The following is a 17,684-nucleotide window of genomic DNA, read 5'->3' on the forward strand; positions in this document are numbered from 1 at the left end:
CATGCTTAAAGATGATGATTGTCACTATTTAAATTGCTGTTACTTAGCATCTTTGAAGCGTAATCGGGTATTTGAACACAAAATTGTAATCCCATGAAAAAGATCTTAATCCCAACTGATTTTTCCAGCTCAGCTAAAAATGCGGCCAATTATGCAATGCATCTTGCAAAACAGATGAAAGCCAATGTCAAATTGTGTAACGTGGTCATGGTTCCCCTGGAAGTTCCCTTGGCAGCACATGTTTCAGCCCCGTTAATCACATTTGAGAGTCTGGAGTATGAAGTTGAGCAGGAGTTGAAACGTTATGTCAAAAAACTAAAGGAAAGAGATGAGCAGGAAACAGCTCCCGACAGCTTCCACCCTTTGATTGAATATGCCGTGGGCATAGGCAGCGTGGCAGATGCGGTAACAAATTTTGCAGCCGACCGTGAAATAAGTCTAACGGTCATGGGCATGTCCGGGGCAGGAGGAATAGGGAAATTTCTAATAGGAAGCAGCAGCAGGGCGATGGTTGAGGCCACTAAAACGCCTCTTCTGCTGATTCCCGATGAGGCCAGATTTTTGGGCATCCGTAAGATTGCCTTTGCAACAGACCTGAGTAAAACCGATATCGGCATCATCCACACGTTAGCCGGCTTTGCACGGATGTTTAATGCTGAAATTCTGATTGTCCATATCAGCGAGAAAGTTCCTGATGAGGGTATTGAGCAGCCGAATAAAATAAATGTATTCTTAAATGAGGTGACCAACAAAGTCAATTATCATAAGATTTATTATCAGCACGTGCTGGATTCGGAGGTGGACAATGGTTTAGACTGGCTGGCCGAATATGGCCAGATGCAGGTGCTGGCCATGGTCCATCGTCAACACAACGTGCTTCATAAACTGTTCAGGGGCAGCTATACCCAAAGACTCAAAAAGAGAATCTCTATCCCCTTAATGGTATTTCCCCCTGATTGCGGAAACAAACCGCTATAGCAGTTTTCTATCCTGTATCTATTTATTTTTTGTAATATGAAAAAGATCTTAATTCCAACAGATTTCTCGGTTCCGGCCGAAAACGCTGCGCGCTACGGCCTGGAACTTGCCAAAGGCCTCAAAGCAGATGTATTGCTTTGCAATGCGATTAAAGTACCTGCGGACGCACCTATGGCCGCGCAGGTCGCATGGCCTTTAATGGACTATGCCGATTTAAAAAGGGAAGTTACCGGCGATCTGGATGAAATGGTTAAAATGCTGACCGATTTGTCCTGCTCCCCTGAAGAGGAGCATTGCCCTGACTTGAGCTATGAGGCAAGTGCAGGAACGGTTTGTGAAGTGGTCTCATCCCTGGTTAAGCACAGAAAAATAGACCTGGTGGTGATGGGGATAGCTGGTGCGGGTGGGCTTACCCAGTTCCTGCTGGGGAGCAATAGTAAGGAGATGATTGAAAAGGCGGAAAGCCCCGTGTTATTTGTGCCTTTTGAGGCGAGTTTTAAAAAGCTTCGCAAAATCGCTTTCGCGACGGATTTCGGAGAACAGGATATCGTTTCACTGCAATTTATCGCAGAACTTGCACAGGCATTTGAAGCGCAGATCACCATTGTTCATATTACCGATAAGGAGGTGACTCCCGATGGTAAACTGCAAAATAAGATAGATGCCTTCCTGGATCGTGCGGCCTTGACTATAAATTATCCTCATATTAAGTTTGAATATGTCTGGAACATAGACATTGACAATGGACTGGAATGGCTTGCCGAACAGGAGCATATGGATATGATCGCCCTATGTCATCGCCGCCATAGCTTGCTTCAACGAATCTTCAGGGGGAGCCATACACAGAAGTTTTCCAGACATACTAAAATTCCACTGTTGGTATTTTCACAGAAACAGTAATTAACAGGGGGGGCTTACCACTGAGTTCATCTGTGATCAGCATCAATGCATCAGCTGACGACCGTCATACTTGCTCCAGTCTCAGCTGCTTAAATTTGATAACCAAATCATTCAATTATGCAGACCGCGGTAAAACTAGCTACACGCTTGAATAATTATCATTCTTCAGCTAACAGCTGGGCTCAAGACCTTGAGTTTTTTAAGGTTGAAGGTGTTTTCTTCCGCCGTTTACTGGCTGCCTATTTCGTACGCTTGTCTGGAGCCCGATTTACTCAACAACTCAGTGCGTTAGAAACTGAACTCGGGGAAATAGAAAATAACCGTTATGAACTGGATAGACTGCTTAGTGAACACCTCAGTCAGATAGAATTGATCTCAGAGGATGCGATCCTGGAAAACCCTCAGGACCTGGAAGCAATGCACATCCGGCTGGGACGGCTGATAACCGAGTTGACCCATAAATTCCGCCATACCAAAAGAGTACTTTTCGCGCTTGTGGAAGAAGTCGTTAAAGATGATGAATTATTTGAATTGTAATGCTTAACCTTTCATACATTAAATAATAGCCACATGAGCACATTATTGCTTTTTGATCAGCATGTATTCTCCCTTCACCTAGCCCTTAGAGATATCTTATTAAGTGTTTACCGGAAAACTACCGGTGAGTAAATTCATAATTAAATTCTATCATGATGAACTACATCAAAAAATTTAGTGAGATCGGCATTAATGATATTGCCGAGGTTGGCGGAAAGAACGCCTCTCTGGGAGAAATGTTCAGTCATTTAACACCAAAAGGTATATTAATACCTAAGGGGTTTGCCGTTACTGCTGCTGCCTATAAATATTTTGTCAGCTGCAATGGTTTTGAACTCCCACTTGCTGCGCTGATGAAAGAACTGGACAGACAGGGGTATACCAACCTGGCAGAAATTGGAAAGCAGGCCAGGAACCTGTTGATGTCCGGCAGAATGACCAATGACCTTGGAATGTCGATAATCGGAGCTTACGATGCGATGTTTGATGATGGTGTACAGGAGGTTGCCGTGCGCAGCAGCGCGACGGCAGAAGACTTACCTGAGGCGAGCTTTGCAGGTCTTCATGAGTCCTATTTAAACGTTCGCGGAAGCTATGCCCTGTTATATGCGGTCAAGCAATGTTTTGCATCTTTATACACCGACAGGGCAATAAAATACAGGGAGGATAAAGGCTTTGATCATCATAAAGTATTTCTTTCTGTTGGGATACAGGAGATGATCCGCTCAGATATTGGGTGTTCAGGTGTTGGTTTCACTTTGGAGCCGGAATCCGGATTTAAAGAGGTGGTACATATTGCAGGCGTTTGGGGTCTGGGTGAAAATATCGTTCAGGGAACAGTTACACCTGATGAGTTCCTGGTTTTTAAACCTACCCTTGAGCAGGGTTTTAAGGCAATTATTCAAAAAAACATGGGCAGTAAGAACCAGATGATGGTTTACGCGGATCAGGAGGATGAAGTAAATGCAACGATCAATAAGCTGACTCCCCTGGAGCTGCAAAATAAGTTTGTCCTGGAGGATCAGGAAATCGAAAAGTTAGCGAAATGGGCCATCATTATTGAAAGACATTATCAGAAGGCTATGGATTTTGAATGGGCAAAAGATGGTATCGGCCAGCAACTTTACATCATTCAGGCACGCCCGGAGACCGTACATTCACAGAAAAAGAGACTGCAGCTGACCTCTTACCATTTAGCTCAAAAGGGGATCCTTGTGTGCACCGGAGAGGCAATTGGTAGCCGTATTGTGTCCGGCCCGGCGAGAATTCTGAGTTCTCCCCTGCAGGCGGCAAAACTTAATCCGGGAGATATTTTAGTGACAGATACCACTAGTCCTGACTGGGATCCGATCCTGAAGAAAGTAGCAGGAATGGTAACCAACAGGGGCGGAAGGACCAGTCATGCGGCAATTATTGCTAGGGAGTTGGGAGCAGCTGCAATAGTGGGCGCTACAAATGCCACTACTACGATTACTGACGGGGAGATTATTACCCTGAATTGTGCTGATGGCAAGACAGGATTTGTTTATCAGGGTAAAGCAGAATGGACCGAATCTGTAACTGACCTTGAGGATATCCGAATTCCGCAAACACCAAAGGTACAGTTGATTGTCGCAGATCCGGAACGGGCGTTCGAGCTGTCTTTTTACCCCAATGATGGTGTGGGTTTGCTTAGAATGGAGTTTATCATCAGCAATCTGATAAAGATTCATCCGATGGCCCTTGTGCATCCTGAAAAGATAAGCAATGAAAAGGATAGGGCAGATATGGAACTGATTACGCTGCAGCACCCTGATAAAAAAGCATTTTTTGTGGATAAGCTTTCCAAAGGAGTGGCCACAATTGCCGCTGCTTTTTTTCCGAAGGAAGTCATTGTGAGGATGAGTGACTTTAAGTCCAATGAGTACGCAGGTCTTATTGCCGGCCAGGACTTTGAACCGGTTGAAGAGAATCCGATGATTGGCTTCCGCGGTGCTTCCAGGTATTACCATGAGCGTTACCGTGAAGGATTTCAACTGGAATGTGAAGCCATGCGGATGGTACGAAATGAAATGGGTTTTACCAATGTGAAATTAATGATTCCTTTTTGCCGTACTGTGGAAGAAGGGAGGAAAGTGATCGACCTGATGAAAGAATTTGGCCTGATACAAGGAGACCATGGTCTTGAAGTCTTTGTAATGGCAGAGATACCGGCCAATGTGCTGATGGCCGAGGAATTTGCTGCAATATTTGATGGTTTCTCCATTGGGTCAAATGATTTAACCCAATTGACTTTAGGGATTGATAGGGATTCTGCTCTGGTAGCTGACCTGTTCGATGAACAAAATGCTGCAGTTCAGTTGCTAATTGCCCAGATGATTAACCAGGGTAAAATATGCGGCAGGAAAGTAGGAATTTGTGGTCAGGCGCCCAGTGATTCTGCGTCTTTTGCGCGTTTGCTGGTCAGACATGGTATTGACAGCATTTCGTTTAATGCCGATGCACTCATCGCCGGGATAGCCAATATAAATGGAGTATTTTCCCCGCAGCTCAGTCCTTCACCTTCATGATGCCCAGGTAGGTGGGTTCTGCATGTTCATTTGCCGATCGGCTGAGTCCGGCTGACAGACGAGGATTTCTAGCTGATTTGCAAGTGCCGGTTCAACATATTTAAGACACGCCAGCCTTGCAGCCGGCATCCCTGATCATGCAATATAGACGTTCTACGTCTGTCAAATGACATAGTTCAGTTCCAGGGTTTAATGTAGCAGCCGTCCCGCAGGCGACACCGTATTGCGCGGATTCAACCATGTTTTTCTGTTTATAAAGTCCCATGATGACTCCCGCCAGCATACTGTCACCAGCACCAACGGTGCTTTGCACCTTAACTTGCGGAGGAAAAATTCTAACTTTGGTATCACCGGTGACCAGCATTGCGCCATCGGGGCCAAGGGAGGTAATGATCACTTCACATTTATATTTGCCGATAAGTGTTTTAGATGCCTGTTCCACCTGCGTTATACTAAGTGTTTCTTCGTTTACCAATGAGGCCAGTTCCTTCAGATTTGGCTTGATCAGAAAAACACCGGCCTGCAGTGCATACCTGAGTGCCTGACCGGAAGTGTCGACAATAAGTTTTGCTTTTTTTGCCCTGGTGATTTCAGCGAGTTTGCCGAAGATGGTTGCCGGAACGCCGGCAGGGAGGCTTCCACTGACAATCAGGTACTGGAAGTCTGCTGATTGCTCAATTGCTTTCAGGCAACGATTGCATTCGGCCGCGCTGACCATGGCTCCGGGCATCCCAAAACGGTATTGCTTTTGGGTGCTTTCTTCTTTGATCACCAGATTTTCCCTCGTCAGGCTGATCGTTTGGATAGGAACGGTTGTTATGTTTTCCTTGCACAGCATCTGGGTGAAAAATCTCCCGGGATAACCGCCTGCCAAATAGATGGCTGTTGCATTTCCGCCAAGTCTTTTGATTGCTCTGGCAACATTTATTCCACCTCCCCCTGGCTCATAAACGGGAGTAGAACAGCTCAATTTCTTTTCCGGAATCAATGTGGCTACCGATGCGCTCTTATCAATGGCAGGAGAGAAGGTCAGGGTGATGATCTTATTATCAGGCATAATTGTAATCGCTTAGTAATTGCTTTAGCTGGATCCGTCCCAGATGAATTCTTGTTTTTACGGTTCCTATCGGAACTCCTGTCTGACTGGCAATTTCACAATACTTGTAGCCAAGGCTGAAGAGCTTAATTGGAAGATAGAGTTTTTGCGAAAGTTTTTTCATCGCCTGACTAATGTCCTGCTGGATGAATCTACTCTCACCCATATTTTGGGAGGACGCCCGATGGAGAGCAGATGCGCTGATCTCTTCAATAAAATTGAATGTTGCCTGTTTCAGGAGGTTTTTTTTGTAGTTGTTACGATAGGTATTTCTCATGATTACAAATAGCCATGCCTTCAGACTGGTCCCGTTCTGAAATTGCTGATAATATCGCAGGGCTTTAATCAAAGTATCCTGAACCAGATCGTTGATGGTTTGGTGGTCTGAAGTAAACTGCCGGGCAAATTTCCGTAGTGAAGAAATTTCTTTAGTCAGTTGCCCGCTGAATGCTGAACTGCTTTGAATGGCTATTGGCTGCATGGTATGATTGGGTTTAATGAATGTAAATTTCAGGTTCCGGAATTTTATATCCCATGAGTTGACGCACATTAAATCGTGATTTAAATCATCCGATCAGGTGCCCGCAGTCATGGGTGTTGAAAAAAAATCAACCCATCTTTACCTTGTCTAATTGATATGGTCATGAATGAAATAATCCTTCAATCGCTTGGGGCTGCCCAGACAGTCACCGGCTCAAAACATTTACTGAAAACTCCAGAGCTGACAATACTTGTAGATTGCGGACTGTTCCAGGGTGTCAAATCATTACGTGAACAAAACTGGACTGCCTTGGGTATCGAAGCCTGGGAAATTGATCTGATCATTCTGACCCACGCGCACCTTGATCATTGCGGATATATCCCACTGCTGGTAAGACAGGGCTTTAAGGGAGAAATTTATATGACAGCGCCTACCAGCGAGCTGACACAGCTCATTCTCCTTGATAGTGCCAAAATACAGCAGGAGGATGCAGAAAATGCCAATAAGCACCATTATACAAAACATCATCCGGCCAAACCGCTTTATACGGTTGAAGATGCAAAAGCATCATTCAGATTTTTTACGGTTCGGGATCCCAATATTTTTGTCCGTTTAAGCGACCACATCCATTTTCAGTTTAAAACCTGCGGTCATATTCTGGGTGCCTGTTCGGTCGAATTGAACTGCTTTGGAAAGAAAATCATCTTTTCGGGTGATATCGGACGCCCGCAAAGCGCGATCCTCAATCCACCGGATTATTTTACCGAGGCAGACTATATTGTTATGGAATCCACATACGGAGACCGGCTTCACGGAACGAATGACCCTTGCCAGGAGCTCGCGGCAATAATCAACGATACCATTGCCCGCAAAGGCAATGTGCTGATCCCAAGTTTTGCAGTCGGCCGGGCACAGGAACTGATCTACCTGTTGAATAGTTTAAAGAAACAGGGAAAAATTCCTTTAAACCTGCCCATAATCATGGATAGCCCGATGGCTGCAGCTGCCACAGGTATTTCATTAACTTATGCAGAGGATTACATGAAGATTGGCAGAGCAGAATTTCAACAGATGAACAACCACATCACCATCAATCAGGATTACAGCAATACTGTAGGCTTCATTAAGGATAAAAGCAGTAAAATAGTGATTGCTGCCAGTGGCATGTTAACCGGTGGAAGAGTCCTGCAATATCTGGAACATTACCTTGAAGACAACAGAAATACCATTCTGATCATTGGTTTTCAGGCCGAAGGAACACGCGGGCGTGCTTTGTTGAACCATACGCATGAAGTTAAAATTCATGGAAAGTATTATCCTGTTAAGGCCAGGGTGCAGGAGCTGGAGGGATTATCCGCGCACGCAGATCAATCCGAACTGATGGCCTGGATCAGAAAATTCAAAAAAGCACCTGCACAGATTATGCTGGTTCATGGGGAGCCTTGTGCTCAGGAAGCCTTGAGGGTTAAAATCCAGACCGAACTGAGTATTCCGGTGAAAGTTATGACCCCGAATGAAGATGTATTGCTATTTAGCTGTGACCATTTTGTGGTTACAGCTGCCCATGATTCCAAAAATTAAAGATTTACGCATCGCTCAAGGAGTATTTGCCGATATCTTATTGGAATTAACTGGGGTCGTTTTTTGCAATTCCTCAGGCGATATCAATCTGTTTTTCCAGGTAGACATCCTGTATGGCATTCAGCAGTTCAACACCTTCCGGGAATGGTCTTTGAAAGGCTTTTCTGCCAGCAATAACCCCGGTTCCGCCTGCCCGCTTGTTGATCACTGCGGTTCGAAGTGCGTCTTTGAAATCGTCTTTGCCATTTGAGGGGCCTCCAGAGTTGATCAATCCGATTCGTCCTGAGTAACAATTCAAAACCTGATAGCGGCAAAGATCAATTGGGTGGGCTGTACACAGCTGGCTGTACATTTCTTTGGTATATTTACCGAAAGTCTTACCATAACGGTTAAGGGCTTCATAGCCCCCGTTGTTTTCAGGCAGCTTCTGTTTGATCAGATCAGCCTGCAGGCTGACCCCAAGATAGTTGGCCTGTCCGGTCAGATCAGCCGAAGTATGGTAATCCACCTCATCCTCCACGAAGTTCTCGTTTCGCAAGTAACACCATAATATGGTTGCCATACCCAGTTCATGAGCCTGCTCAAAAGCATTGGACACTGCGATAAGCTGCCGGGAAAACTCTTTGGATCCAAAATAGATGGTGGCTCCGATGCCAACAGCCCCGGTATTCCATGCGTTTTTTACGGAGGCATACATGATCTGGTCATGCTTATTGGGACAGCTCAGCAATTCGTTGTGATTGATCTTTGCGATCATCGGGATTTTGTGGGCGTATTTCCTTCCTATAATGGCAAGGTTACCCACGGTAGTTGCCACTGCATTGCAGCCACCTTCAATGGCCAGCCTGACAATGTTTTCCGGATCAAAATACATCCGGTTTGCACTGAATGAGGCGCCAGCACTGTGCTCTATACCCTGATCTACCGGTAATATGGACAGGTACCCTGTGCCGGAAAGCCTCCCTGAATTATAAATGGTTTCAAGACTTCGTAGTGTCTGATTGCTCCTTGCCGAGGCGAGAAGAATCCGATCTATATAATCTGGCCCGGGAAGATTTAGGGTTTGCTTAGTAACGGCTTGGCACTGGTAAGTAAAAAGATTTTCATCGGTTCCAACCAGATCAGTGATTTGACGGTAATTCATGGCGGTATAGTTTGTGATTCATTTGATTTTTGAAGGCAGCACCATTAAAGGTAAAACCAATTTTTTAGCTAACTTTTGCGTTTGACTACCGGTTAGAATTTCATTAATGAAATTGCGGTCCCGGTGCACAATACTCAGCAGTCCGTTTTTGCCATTTTTCCTGCAAAGCTTTTCTAAACCTTTTACAATCGAATGGTCGACCACCGATTGGAAGGAGATCTTGGGATAATGACATTCTTTTACAAGTGCAGTGCGGAACTGTTCCTTTTTAAGATCTTTTTCCAGACATGGGCTTTCGTTACGAACATTCATCAGAATGATTTCCGCCTGCAAACTCGCCGCAAATTCTGCCAGTCGGTTAAGTGCAGGAATTTCCGCAATATTTAAATCGGTGGCAAAGGCGATCCATTTGATCTTACCTACATTTTCTTCGGGTGATACCAATAACAGCGGTACTGAGCCAGCATCCACCATGTATCTGGTGTGATTGCCTAGCAACAAGTGCCTCAGGCCGCTGCTGGCATGGGTTCCCATGATGATCAGGTCTATCTGTCTTTTCGAGATCACATCGTCAATCTCTTCGGTAAGCACACCTGTTTGACACAAGTAACTGACAGGAGGATGAAATCCTTTACTATGATCCTGGTGCTCCAGTTGCTTTTTTAATCTTTTGAGCCCCTCAATGCTTTCTTCTTCAATCCGGCTGTATTGTTCGATAGGAAGTAGTATAGATTCGTACTGAGGGATTTCGGCAGGTACGTTAACCACATTGCAAAGGATCACTTCAGCTTCCAGCATTTTTGCAAAGTCATATCCAAATGCTACCGCATGGTTGGCCGTAGCGGAAAAATCAGTCAGCAATAATAATGTTTTCATAATCGGTATATTGATAAGCAAAGACAATTCTGTTAAGCAAATTTCAGGGAAAAGGAACACCCGGGAGGTGATCATGGTCATCAAGCAGGATGATATTAAACATGATATTTTTGCTCTTTGTTAATGTTGTCAGTAATCACTTGCTTAAATCAGTATGATCAACCCCAGTGCCGCAGCTCCCATGATGATAAAGGTCATCCATAAAAGGATTTTAGACAACCTGCCACTTTTATATTCCCCCATGATTGCATCACTGGCGGCAATTTTTATAATTAAAAAAAGCAGGGGAACGGCTGCAATCCCGTTTATAACTGCAGTGTAAATAAGCGCTTTTACAGGATCAATGCCGATGAAGTTCATGGTTAATCCGATCAGGGTAGAGATGATGATAATGCCATAGAATCCGGGGGCCTTGTTTACTTTTAGATTCAGGCTGGCCTTCCAGTTGAATGCTTCTGATACTGCGTAGGCAGCTGAACCTGATAACACCGGAACTGCCAATAATCCCAGGCCAATGATCCCCACTGAAAATATTAATTTAGATAAATAACCGGCATTTGGAAAGGAGTCAACCAGTGGTTCTAATGCCCTGGCAGCATCAGCGGCGTTTTTAATGTCTCTCACACCACTGTTGTGTAAAACTGTTGCAGCCACCAGCAGTATGCACCAGGTCGTAAATTCAGAAATGATCATTCCTATGGTATTGTCCTTTCGCATCGCATGAATCAGGTTCCAGCTTATTTTGTGTTTTTCATTTCTTATTCTTCCATTTTCATGCACTTCCTCAACTTCCTGTGAAGCCTCCCAAAAGAACATATAGGGGGTAATTGTTGTACCAAATACGCCGGTAATGATGAACAGGAATGAAAAGTTGAATTCAAAGTGTGGAATTACTGTGGCCCAGAGTACCGTCTGCCATGGCTGATCAATGATAAAAACGGTAACAGGGTAGGCCAGCAGGGTGAGCGCAAGCCATTTTAATATCCTGGAATAGACATGGTAACTGGTATAGATTTCAAGTAGTAGAATGGTTCCTGTAAAGGTGAAGGTGAGCACGACAAATGGTAAGGGGATAAGCAGTTGTGCTGCGGCTGCCATTGCACCGATATCCGCCCCGATGTTAATGGTATTGGCTACCACCACCAGGCCCACCATAAAATAAAGCACCGGGCGGCTGTAGTGCTGTCTGACAACAGCTGCTATTCCCTTACCCGTAACCAGTCCGATACGGGCACATGATTCCTGCACAGCGGTCATGAATGGCAGCATATACAATGCTGTCCAGAGCTGACCGTAACCAAATTGCGCCCCTGTCTGCGCATATGTAGCAATGCCAGATGGGTCGTCATCCGCTGCACCAGTGGTTAACCCGGGACCAAGTACGCTGAGCCATTTCCATCTTTTCTTTAATTTGTTTTTATTCATATACGATTCGCTCATTACATTCTGGTAACAATCTTGCTCACGAGTTATGCGATAAAAATACCTGTTGTTAGTTTTGGGAAACGTGACCAATATCATTTCTATTTATGATGTTGTCCGGAAAAAACTGTGTTTATTTTACTTATGATGCTTTTAATTTGTTTATCCCGTGGTTTTTTATTTGTAACGGCGCATTATACGTATGACATGAAATCGGAAATAGTCATAAAACAAGCTAATTGTTAAGAGTGTAATAGGCAATAGAAAAGCATTAAATTGATGCCGCATGAATAAAAAGGTGCCTATGATTCCGCCAAAGAGAAAAGCGGTAATGATAACTGTTCTTAGGAAGATACGCCGCTTTAATCTTATTGCTAGTTTCAATCGCTGGCTTACAGCCGTTGCGAGGTCTGTTCCCAGATCTGTGAACATTCCGGTGAGATGGGTGGTTCTGACCACTGACCCCGAAATCACCGAGACCAGGGCGTTCTGCATACCCATAGCAAATAATAAACTTCCGGCAAAATATTCTTTTTGGTGCATTGAGCCATTATAAGTATGCCCCGAGATGGTAACAGTTGCTAATATCAGTATAATGATGACTATTGGGAGTGAGTACGCCGATGGCTTTTCCTTTCCGACAGTTTCTATGCATATGCCGGATGTAAATGCCCCTGTTATAAATAAAAATAACCAGAGGGCAACAATCCCGGCCTGTCTAAAATGTGTTTCCACAAGATTAACAGCAAATAATGCTGCATGCCCAGTGACATTTGTTGTTAACACATTGAACGCAAGAAAGCCGGCACCATTTATAAATCCTGCATTGATGCATAGCAATACTGCAAGCCTGAGGTTATGTCTAAAACTTCGCTTTTGTCCTGTATGTCTCAGCATTTCTTTTGAAATTCATTAACGTTTATAGCCTTAATAACCTTTTTAGCATCTTATTTCCTATTAGAGCATCTCAGGAGTTTTTCAATCTCCTGTATCCAGATTTTCCGACCCTGAGTGCTGATGATTCCCTAGGATTTAAATTCTTTCAACAGCCTGATTAGGTTTTCTTTGGCAATCCCTGCTAACCCACAAGATCTCTTCTGGATATATTGATTATATTTTGCTCTCCATAAAAAAGGCCGATTTCGATTTTTTCCTGAAAACTATAATCATCTTTCTAGCAGGAAAAAATTATTCAAATACATAATGCTTACAAAGTTAGCATAAAATGGGAAAACAGCTCCATCGAGTACTTGTCAAGTCCATTGGGGAGAGTTTCTCTATCCTGATTTCCAATTTGCTGAAGCATTCAGATACAGGCAGACCATGTACTGCTGCTGCCCTGGGAATATTCAGTATCAAAGCCTCCATCTGTGCATAATTTTGCATACCCGAGATTTGGTAAATCAAGGCCTCTACCATTTCATTTATTGTCAATTTCATATTAATGGAACTAATCATTTTTTGATGTTCATTTTAAGGTAATTGCTGAAGTTGCTTAAATAGCTGATAATTGGAGGGAATATTCACTTCATTTCCATGTTAGGTTACCAGTTCCCGCTTGTTTTTCTCTACAGAGACCCGTAAAAGTAATTGATATAATAGTTGCATAATCTTGCAGAATATTGGACATTAATGCAATCTCATGGAGATCGCTGGGCTGTGATTTTACTGTCTGGTTTTTCACTTAAAAGAACTGCAGAAGTAATTACTTCCTTTCTGATCTAATACATTGGGGAGGGCTTTCATATTTTTAGGGAAAGATGGCTGTAGTAAAGTTCGTTGAAATATTGTTTTTTCGGAATTAGTACGATGTTCATTCTTGTTAAGGCGAATTTAGGCTGCAGAATCAGGTGTGTCTCCTCTTCTGATATAATCAGGTTCAGGAATTTTATCTTTATCTTAGTGAGGTAACTTATTTTTAATAATGCCGTAAAGGTAAGTTCCACTTAGGGCGCCCAATACGACAATGATCATAGCCCAGTATCCATATCCGATATTTACAAACATTGGTCCCGGGCAGGCACCGGTTAACGCCCAGCCCAACCCAAAAATTGAACCTCCGATCAGGTAACGCGACCAGCTTTTGTCCTTGTCATGCAAGACGATCGGTTGGCCCTGAATATTCCTGAGTTTAGTTTTTTTGATGAGGTATACGGCAAGCATACCGAGAATTACTGCCGTTCCGATAATTCCGTACATATGGAAGGACTGAAAACGGAACATCTCCTGAATTCTGTACCAGGAAATGGCCTCAGATTTTGCCATTACGATACCAAATAGTATTCCTGTCAGTATAAACTTTACTCCTTTCATGTTTCTAAAATATTAATGGTAATAAAAAATGTGTCATCACTAAGCCCCCGGTAAAGAAGCCAATTACGGCAAGTAAGGAGGGAAGTTGTAAGTTTGATAAACCGCTGATCGCATGTCCGGAGGTACAACCGCCGGCATAGCGGGACCCAAAGCCGACTAAAGCTCCACCGGCCAGCAAGATCACTATTCCCTTAGAGGAACTAATGAGCTGATATCCGAACAGCTGTGATGGATTCAATTGTCCATCAAAAATAATGTTCAGCTTTGCCAGATCATCAATTGTGGATTGTGATAAAGCCATGGGGATTTCGCTCTTGAGTAAGGTCGCTGCAATAACACCGCCAAGAACAGCGCCAAGGAGAAACAGCAGGTTCCATTTTTGAGTCTTCCAGTCAAAGTCAAAAAACTGGTGTCTTTTGCCCGCACCGGCAAGGGTGCACAGGGTTCTTAAATTAGATGAAAAGCCGAAGGATTTTCCGAAAATAAGCAGCAAAACCATAATAAAGGCAATGGCAGCCCCTGAGGTATACCAAGGCCAGGGTTGTCTTAATAGTTCCAGCATAACAGTTTATGGATTGGTCATTTTACTTGGACAAACATAATCGGATAGTTGAAGCTTGCCCGATTCTTTCAAGGCCTTAAAGCCACCTTTGATATCGATAAGGTTCTCAAAACCACGGGCACGCAGAATGGAGTTGAAAATCATTGATCGGTATCCGCCGGCACAATGCACGTAATAGATTCTATCCTTGTCAATTTTTGGCATGTGCTCATTGATGTAGTCTAATGGTACATTTATAGCATTCAGTAAATGCTCAGAAAAGTATTCCGATTCCTTGCGGACATCCAGGATATTTAAATTCCCCGATTTTTCTCTTCGGTCGGCCAATTGCTCTGCTGTTATGGAGATGATTTCGTCTGTTTCTCTGCCACTTTTAATCCAGGCATCAATTCCACCTTTAAGGAAACCGATGGCATGATCATAACCCACTCTTGACAACCTGGTCACCACTTCTTCTTCTCGTCCCTCATCCGCAATTAACAGAATCGGTTGCTGTATATCCGGTATCAATGCACCCACCCATGGGGCAAAACTGCCATCGATACCAATGTTAATTGAATTGAGGATAAATGCTTTTGCGAACAATTGGGCATCTCTGGTATCCAGCAGTAATGCGCCGGTTTCATTTGCCATCAATTCGAAAGCATCGGGTGTTAATGCATGCGTGCCTTTTTCCAGTACTGCAGTAAAGCTGTCGTATCCTTCTCTGTTCATTTTCACATTCAATGGGAAGTAAGCCGGGGGTGGGGTCAGCCCTTCTGTTACCTCTATAATGAATTCTTCCCTTGTCATATCGGCCCTGAGTGCATAATTTGTCAATTTCTGGTGTCCTAAGGTATCAGTAGTTTCTTTGCTCATATTTTTACCACAGGCAGAGCCGGCGCCATGGGCAGGATAAACAATAAGATCATCGTTCAAAGGCATTACCTTTTGACGCAGTGAATCAAATAATATCCCTGCAAGCTCTTCCTGGGTCATGTGTGCTGCTTTTTGTGCAAGGTCAGGACGGCCGACATCGCCTATAAATAGCGTATCGCCTGAAAATAATGCGATTTCCTTTCCGTGTTCATCTATAAGCAGGTAGGAGGTGGACTCCATGGTATGGCCTGGAGTATGCAAAACTTTAATCGTGAGTTTTCCCAGCTTAAAAAGCTCGCCGTCTTTTGCAATATGCGCCTCGAAAGTCGGATTGGCATTCGGGCCATAAATAATCAGTGCCCCGGTTTGTTTAGACAGATCTACATGGCCCGAAACAAAATCAGCGTGAAAATGTGTTTCAAATACATATTTAATGGTGGCATTATTACCTGCGGCTTTTTCGATATAAGGAGCGACTTCTCTTAAAGGATCGATAATGGCAGCCTCATTACCTGATTGAATGTAATAGGCGCCTTGTGCCAAACATCCGGTATAAATCTGTTCAATAATCATGTTCTTTTTTTTAATTCTTTTGTATACATCAAATTTCGGCAGAAAGTGAACACCAAACGGTGACTAAAATCACCCAACTCTTGTTATTTTAAAAATTCTTTTAAAATGATATAAATGCCCATGAACAGGACAAACCAGCCGAACGCTTTTTTGAGTCCTGATCCGGGAATTCTTTTACTGATGAGGTTTCCAGCAAGCAGGCCGGTTATGGCAATTGCGCTGACGCTGAGTAAGAATTTCCAGTGGATTTGAAAATGCCCCAGGTCTCCCGCAAAACCGATCAGGGAATTCAGTGCAATGATAAGTAAAGAGGTTCCGACTGCTTTTTTCATGGGTAATTTTAATAACAAGACCAGGGCAGGGATTAGTAAGAAACCTCCTCCTGCTCCTAACAGTCCGGTTACCAGTCCAATAGCAATCCCGTAGCCTAGAAGTTTAAAGAATTTAATGCAGTCTTTGCAATCCTGTTCCTGTGCATCATCATGTTTACTTCGAATCATGCTTATCGAGGCCGTTAACATCAGTACGCCGAAAAGTACCATGGTGGCTAACGCGCTGGTAATGGTATGACCAGCTATAGTGAATAATTTCTCTGGAATAGCAGGAATAATGAGTTTTCTGGTCGCAAAGACAGTGACAATTGATGCTGCGCCAAAGAAGAGGGCTGCTTTCAGGTTCACCTGACCTTTGCGATAGTTATTGACTGCCCCGATTAGACTGGTTGAGCCAACTATAAAAAGTGAGTAAGAAGTGGCCAGAAGAGGAGCGATCCCAAAAAGATAAACCAATACTGGTACGGTTAGGATAGAGCCACCTCCGCCAATCAGACCCAATGAGACGCCGATAAATGCCGACGCTAAATACGCAATAACTTCCATTTTCTAAATAGTTTAGACAAAGTTGGAAGTTCGGACGGACAATAAAGGTGACTTAGGTCACCGATGAGTTATTTGAGGTATTGAATGTAATTTCTGTGTAAGGCGACTTCGCCACGCTGCTCCATTTTTTTTAATAATCTGGAGATCACCTCTCGTGAAGAATTCAGGTCGTTGGCGATATCCCCGTGCGTGACGGATAATGATCTGGTTTTTAAATCCTTGAATTGTTTTTCCAGATAAAATGCCAATCGTTCATCCATACTCTTAAAAGCAATGTTGTCGATAACGGTCAATAATTCTTCAAAACGATTTCTGTAGGTTTCCAGTACAAAGTAATACCAGGTCTTGTATTCCTTCATTAAGGTATCCATTAGCGATATTGGAATCATCAAGCCAATTGTTGGCTCAACAGCCTTAGCCATCACCTCGCTGGTTTCTTGCTTGGTTGCACAGATCATAGACAAGGCACAGGCATTGCCCGGTTGCAGGTAGTACATAAAAAACTCATTGCCGTCGTCTCCCTCACGATACAGCTTCACCAATCCCTCAACAATTAGCGTCGTGGACCGCATATTTTGCCCAGTTTGCATGAGCATTTCGTCTGCAACAAATGTTTTTAGTGTGCCGTTTTCAATTAAAACTTTTTTTAAGTCAGGCTCAAAAAAAGAAAAATGGGAATCTATATAGCTTTGTATGGTTTCAGTTTTCATTTTTCATGGAGTGTTATTGTTTGCAAAATTACTAATTCACTAAATATGCAGATGAACTGCCTAATTGAGAATCCAAGGTCATCACCATGCGTTATTTGCTGGATTTTAGTAACACGAATCTAATGAAATTACAAAAAGTTGTGCGAAATGTTTCAATTAACTGTGAGCCATTCATACTGAACTATATTTGATTTAGATCAATGCTAAAACTAGAACAGAATGCTTG

Annotated in this window: 16 protein-coding genes; 5 read left to right on the plus strand and 11 right to left on the minus strand. The window is 43.5% G+C overall.

Features of this window, described 5'->3' with window-relative positions; genetic code table 11:
* Positions 1 to 93 precede the first annotated feature (93 nt).
* From HQN86_RS05100 to ppsA, 4 genes are all read left to right on the plus strand, one after another.
* Positions 94 to 978, plus strand: a complete 885-nt coding sequence (locus HQN86_RS05100; protein WP_172659923.1) for a universal stress protein — start codon at positions 94 to 96, stop codon at positions 976 to 978.
* Positions 979 to 1,014: 36 nt separating this feature from the next.
* On the plus strand, positions 1,015 to 1,878 hold the full coding sequence (locus tag HQN86_RS05105; RefSeq protein WP_172659924.1) for a universal stress protein: 864 nt from the start codon (positions 1,015 to 1,017) through the stop codon (positions 1,876 to 1,878).
* A gap of 117 nt (positions 1,879 to 1,995) precedes the next feature.
* Entirely contained in the window at positions 1,996 to 2,415 is a 420-nt protein-coding gene (locus tag HQN86_RS05110; protein ID WP_172659925.1) for a hypothetical protein, read from the plus strand.
* 152 nt (positions 2,416 to 2,567) lie between these two features.
* Positions 2,568 to 4,964 (plus strand): phosphoenolpyruvate synthase, encoded by a 2,397-nt coding sequence (ppsA, locus tag HQN86_RS05115; RefSeq protein WP_172659926.1) that lies wholly within the window; start codon positions 2,568 to 2,570, stop codon positions 4,962 to 4,964.
* Between the two features lie 100 nt (positions 4,965 to 5,064).
* On the opposite strand, the gene HQN86_RS05120 is transcribed toward ppsA, so the two are convergent.
* On the minus strand, positions 5,065 to 6,021 hold the full coding sequence (locus HQN86_RS05120; RefSeq protein ID WP_172659927.1) for a 1-phosphofructokinase family hexose kinase: 957 nt from the start codon (positions 6,019 to 6,021) through the stop codon (positions 5,065 to 5,067).
* On the minus strand, positions 6,014 to 6,610 hold the full coding sequence (locus tag HQN86_RS05125) for an RNA polymerase sigma factor (protein WP_172659928.1): 597 nt from the start codon (positions 6,608 to 6,610) through the stop codon (positions 6,014 to 6,016). Before HQN86_RS05125 ends, HQN86_RS05120 begins: the two co-directional genes overlap by 8 nt.
* Positions 6,611 to 6,703: 93 nt before the next feature.
* Between HQN86_RS05125 and HQN86_RS05130 the strand changes: the two genes are divergently transcribed.
* The gene (locus tag HQN86_RS05130) at positions 6,704 to 8,122 is read left to right on the plus strand and encodes an MBL fold metallo-hydrolase RNA specificity domain-containing protein (protein WP_172659929.1); all 1,419 of its coding nucleotides are present in this window, start codon (positions 6,704 to 6,706) and stop codon (positions 8,120 to 8,122) included.
* Between the two features lie 73 nt (positions 8,123 to 8,195).
* On the opposite strand, the gene HQN86_RS05135 is transcribed toward HQN86_RS05130, so the two are convergent.
* From HQN86_RS05135 to HQN86_RS05180, 9 genes are all read right to left on the minus strand, one after another.
* Positions 8,196 to 9,266, minus strand: a complete 1,071-nt coding sequence (locus HQN86_RS05135) for a class I fructose-bisphosphate aldolase (RefSeq protein WP_172659930.1) — start codon at positions 9,264 to 9,266, stop codon at positions 8,196 to 8,198.
* Positions 9,267 to 9,284: 18 nt separating this feature from the next.
* On the minus strand, positions 9,285 to 10,142 hold the full coding sequence (locus tag HQN86_RS05140; protein WP_172659931.1) for a universal stress protein: 858 nt from the start codon (positions 10,140 to 10,142) through the stop codon (positions 9,285 to 9,287).
* 144 nt (positions 10,143 to 10,286) lie between these two features.
* Positions 10,287 to 11,582 (minus strand): NRAMP family divalent metal transporter, encoded by a 1,296-nt coding sequence (locus tag HQN86_RS05145; RefSeq protein ID WP_172659932.1) that lies wholly within the window; start codon positions 11,580 to 11,582, stop codon positions 10,287 to 10,289.
* Between the two features lie 159 nt (positions 11,583 to 11,741).
* Complete coding sequence (locus HQN86_RS05150; RefSeq protein WP_172659933.1) at positions 11,742 to 12,461, minus strand: YoaK family protein; 720 nt, start codon at positions 12,459 to 12,461, stop codon at positions 11,742 to 11,744.
* A 1,002-nt stretch (positions 12,462 to 13,463) separates the two neighbouring features.
* Entirely contained in the window at positions 13,464 to 13,877 is a 414-nt protein-coding gene (locus tag HQN86_RS05160) for a YeeE/YedE family protein (protein WP_172659935.1), read from the minus strand.
* Positions 13,878 to 13,881: 4 nt separating this feature from the next.
* Positions 13,882 to 14,439, minus strand: coding sequence for a YeeE/YedE family protein (locus HQN86_RS05165; protein ID WP_172659936.1), 558 nt, complete (start codon positions 14,437 to 14,439; stop codon positions 13,882 to 13,884).
* Positions 14,440 to 14,445: 6 nt separating this feature from the next.
* The gene (locus HQN86_RS05170) at positions 14,446 to 15,870 is read right to left on the minus strand and encodes an MBL fold metallo-hydrolase (protein WP_172659937.1); all 1,425 of its coding nucleotides are present in this window, start codon (positions 15,868 to 15,870) and stop codon (positions 14,446 to 14,448) included.
* An 83-nt stretch (positions 15,871 to 15,953) separates the two neighbouring features.
* Positions 15,954 to 16,748, minus strand: a complete 795-nt coding sequence (locus HQN86_RS05175; RefSeq protein ID WP_172659938.1) for a sulfite exporter TauE/SafE family protein — start codon at positions 16,746 to 16,748, stop codon at positions 15,954 to 15,956.
* Between the two features lie 68 nt (positions 16,749 to 16,816).
* Positions 16,817 to 17,458: a Crp/Fnr family transcriptional regulator gene (locus HQN86_RS05180; RefSeq protein ID WP_172659939.1), complete on the minus strand. Its 642-nt coding sequence runs from the start codon at positions 17,456 to 17,458 to the stop codon at positions 16,817 to 16,819.
* Positions 17,459 to 17,684: the final 226 nt, after the last annotated feature.

Source organism: Pedobacter panaciterrae (assembly GCF_013204795.1).
GTDB lineage: Bacteria > Bacteroidota > Bacteroidia > Sphingobacteriales > Sphingobacteriaceae > Pedobacter > Pedobacter panaciterrae.

Bases quoted from the DNA above. Each gene is read 5' to 3' on its own strand.
- HQN86_RS05170 (WP_172659937.1), bottom strand. From the start codon at position 15,870: ATGATTATTGAACAGATTTATACCGGATGTTTGGCACAAGGCGCCTAT.
- HQN86_RS05145 (WP_172659932.1), bottom strand. From the start codon at position 11,582: ATGAGCGAATCGTATATGAATAAAAACAAATTAAAGAAAAGATGGAAA.
- HQN86_RS05160 (WP_172659935.1), bottom strand. From the start codon at position 13,877: ATGAAAGGAGTAAAGTTTATACTGACAGGAATACTATTTGGTATCGTA.
- HQN86_RS05110 (WP_172659925.1), top strand. From the start codon at position 1,996: ATGCAGACCGCGGTAAAACTAGCTACACGCTTGAATAATTATCATTCT.
- HQN86_RS05120 (WP_172659927.1), bottom strand. From the start codon at position 6,021: ATGCCTGATAATAAGATCATCACCCTGACCTTCTCTCCTGCCATTGAT.
- HQN86_RS05135 (WP_172659930.1), bottom strand. From the start codon at position 9,266: ATGAATTACCGTCAAATCACTGATCTGGTTGGAACCGATGAAAATCTT.
- ppsA (WP_172659926.1), top strand. From the start codon at position 2,568: ATGATGAACTACATCAAAAAATTTAGTGAGATCGGCATTAATGATATT.
- HQN86_RS05165 (WP_172659936.1), bottom strand. From the start codon at position 14,439: ATGCTGGAACTATTAAGACAACCCTGGCCTTGGTATACCTCAGGGGCT.
- HQN86_RS05130 (WP_172659929.1), top strand. From the start codon at position 6,704: ATGAATGAAATAATCCTTCAATCGCTTGGGGCTGCCCAGACAGTCACC.
- HQN86_RS05180 (WP_172659939.1), bottom strand. From the start codon at position 17,458: ATGAAAACTGAAACCATACAAAGCTATATAGATTCCCATTTTTCTTTT.
- HQN86_RS05140 (WP_172659931.1), bottom strand. From the start codon at position 10,142: ATGAAAACATTATTATTGCTGACTGATTTTTCCGCTACGGCCAACCAT.
- HQN86_RS05105 (WP_172659924.1), top strand. From the start codon at position 1,015: ATGAAAAAGATCTTAATTCCAACAGATTTCTCGGTTCCGGCCGAAAAC.
- HQN86_RS05175 (WP_172659938.1), bottom strand. From the start codon at position 16,748: ATGGAAGTTATTGCGTATTTAGCGTCGGCATTTATCGGCGTCTCATTG.
- HQN86_RS05100 (WP_172659923.1), top strand. From the start codon at position 94: ATGAAAAAGATCTTAATCCCAACTGATTTTTCCAGCTCAGCTAAAAAT.
- HQN86_RS05150 (WP_172659933.1), bottom strand. From the start codon at position 12,461: ATGCTGAGACATACAGGACAAAAGCGAAGTTTTAGACATAACCTCAGG.
- HQN86_RS05125 (WP_172659928.1), bottom strand. From the start codon at position 6,610: ATGTGCGTCAACTCATGGGATATAAAATTCCGGAACCTGAAATTTACA.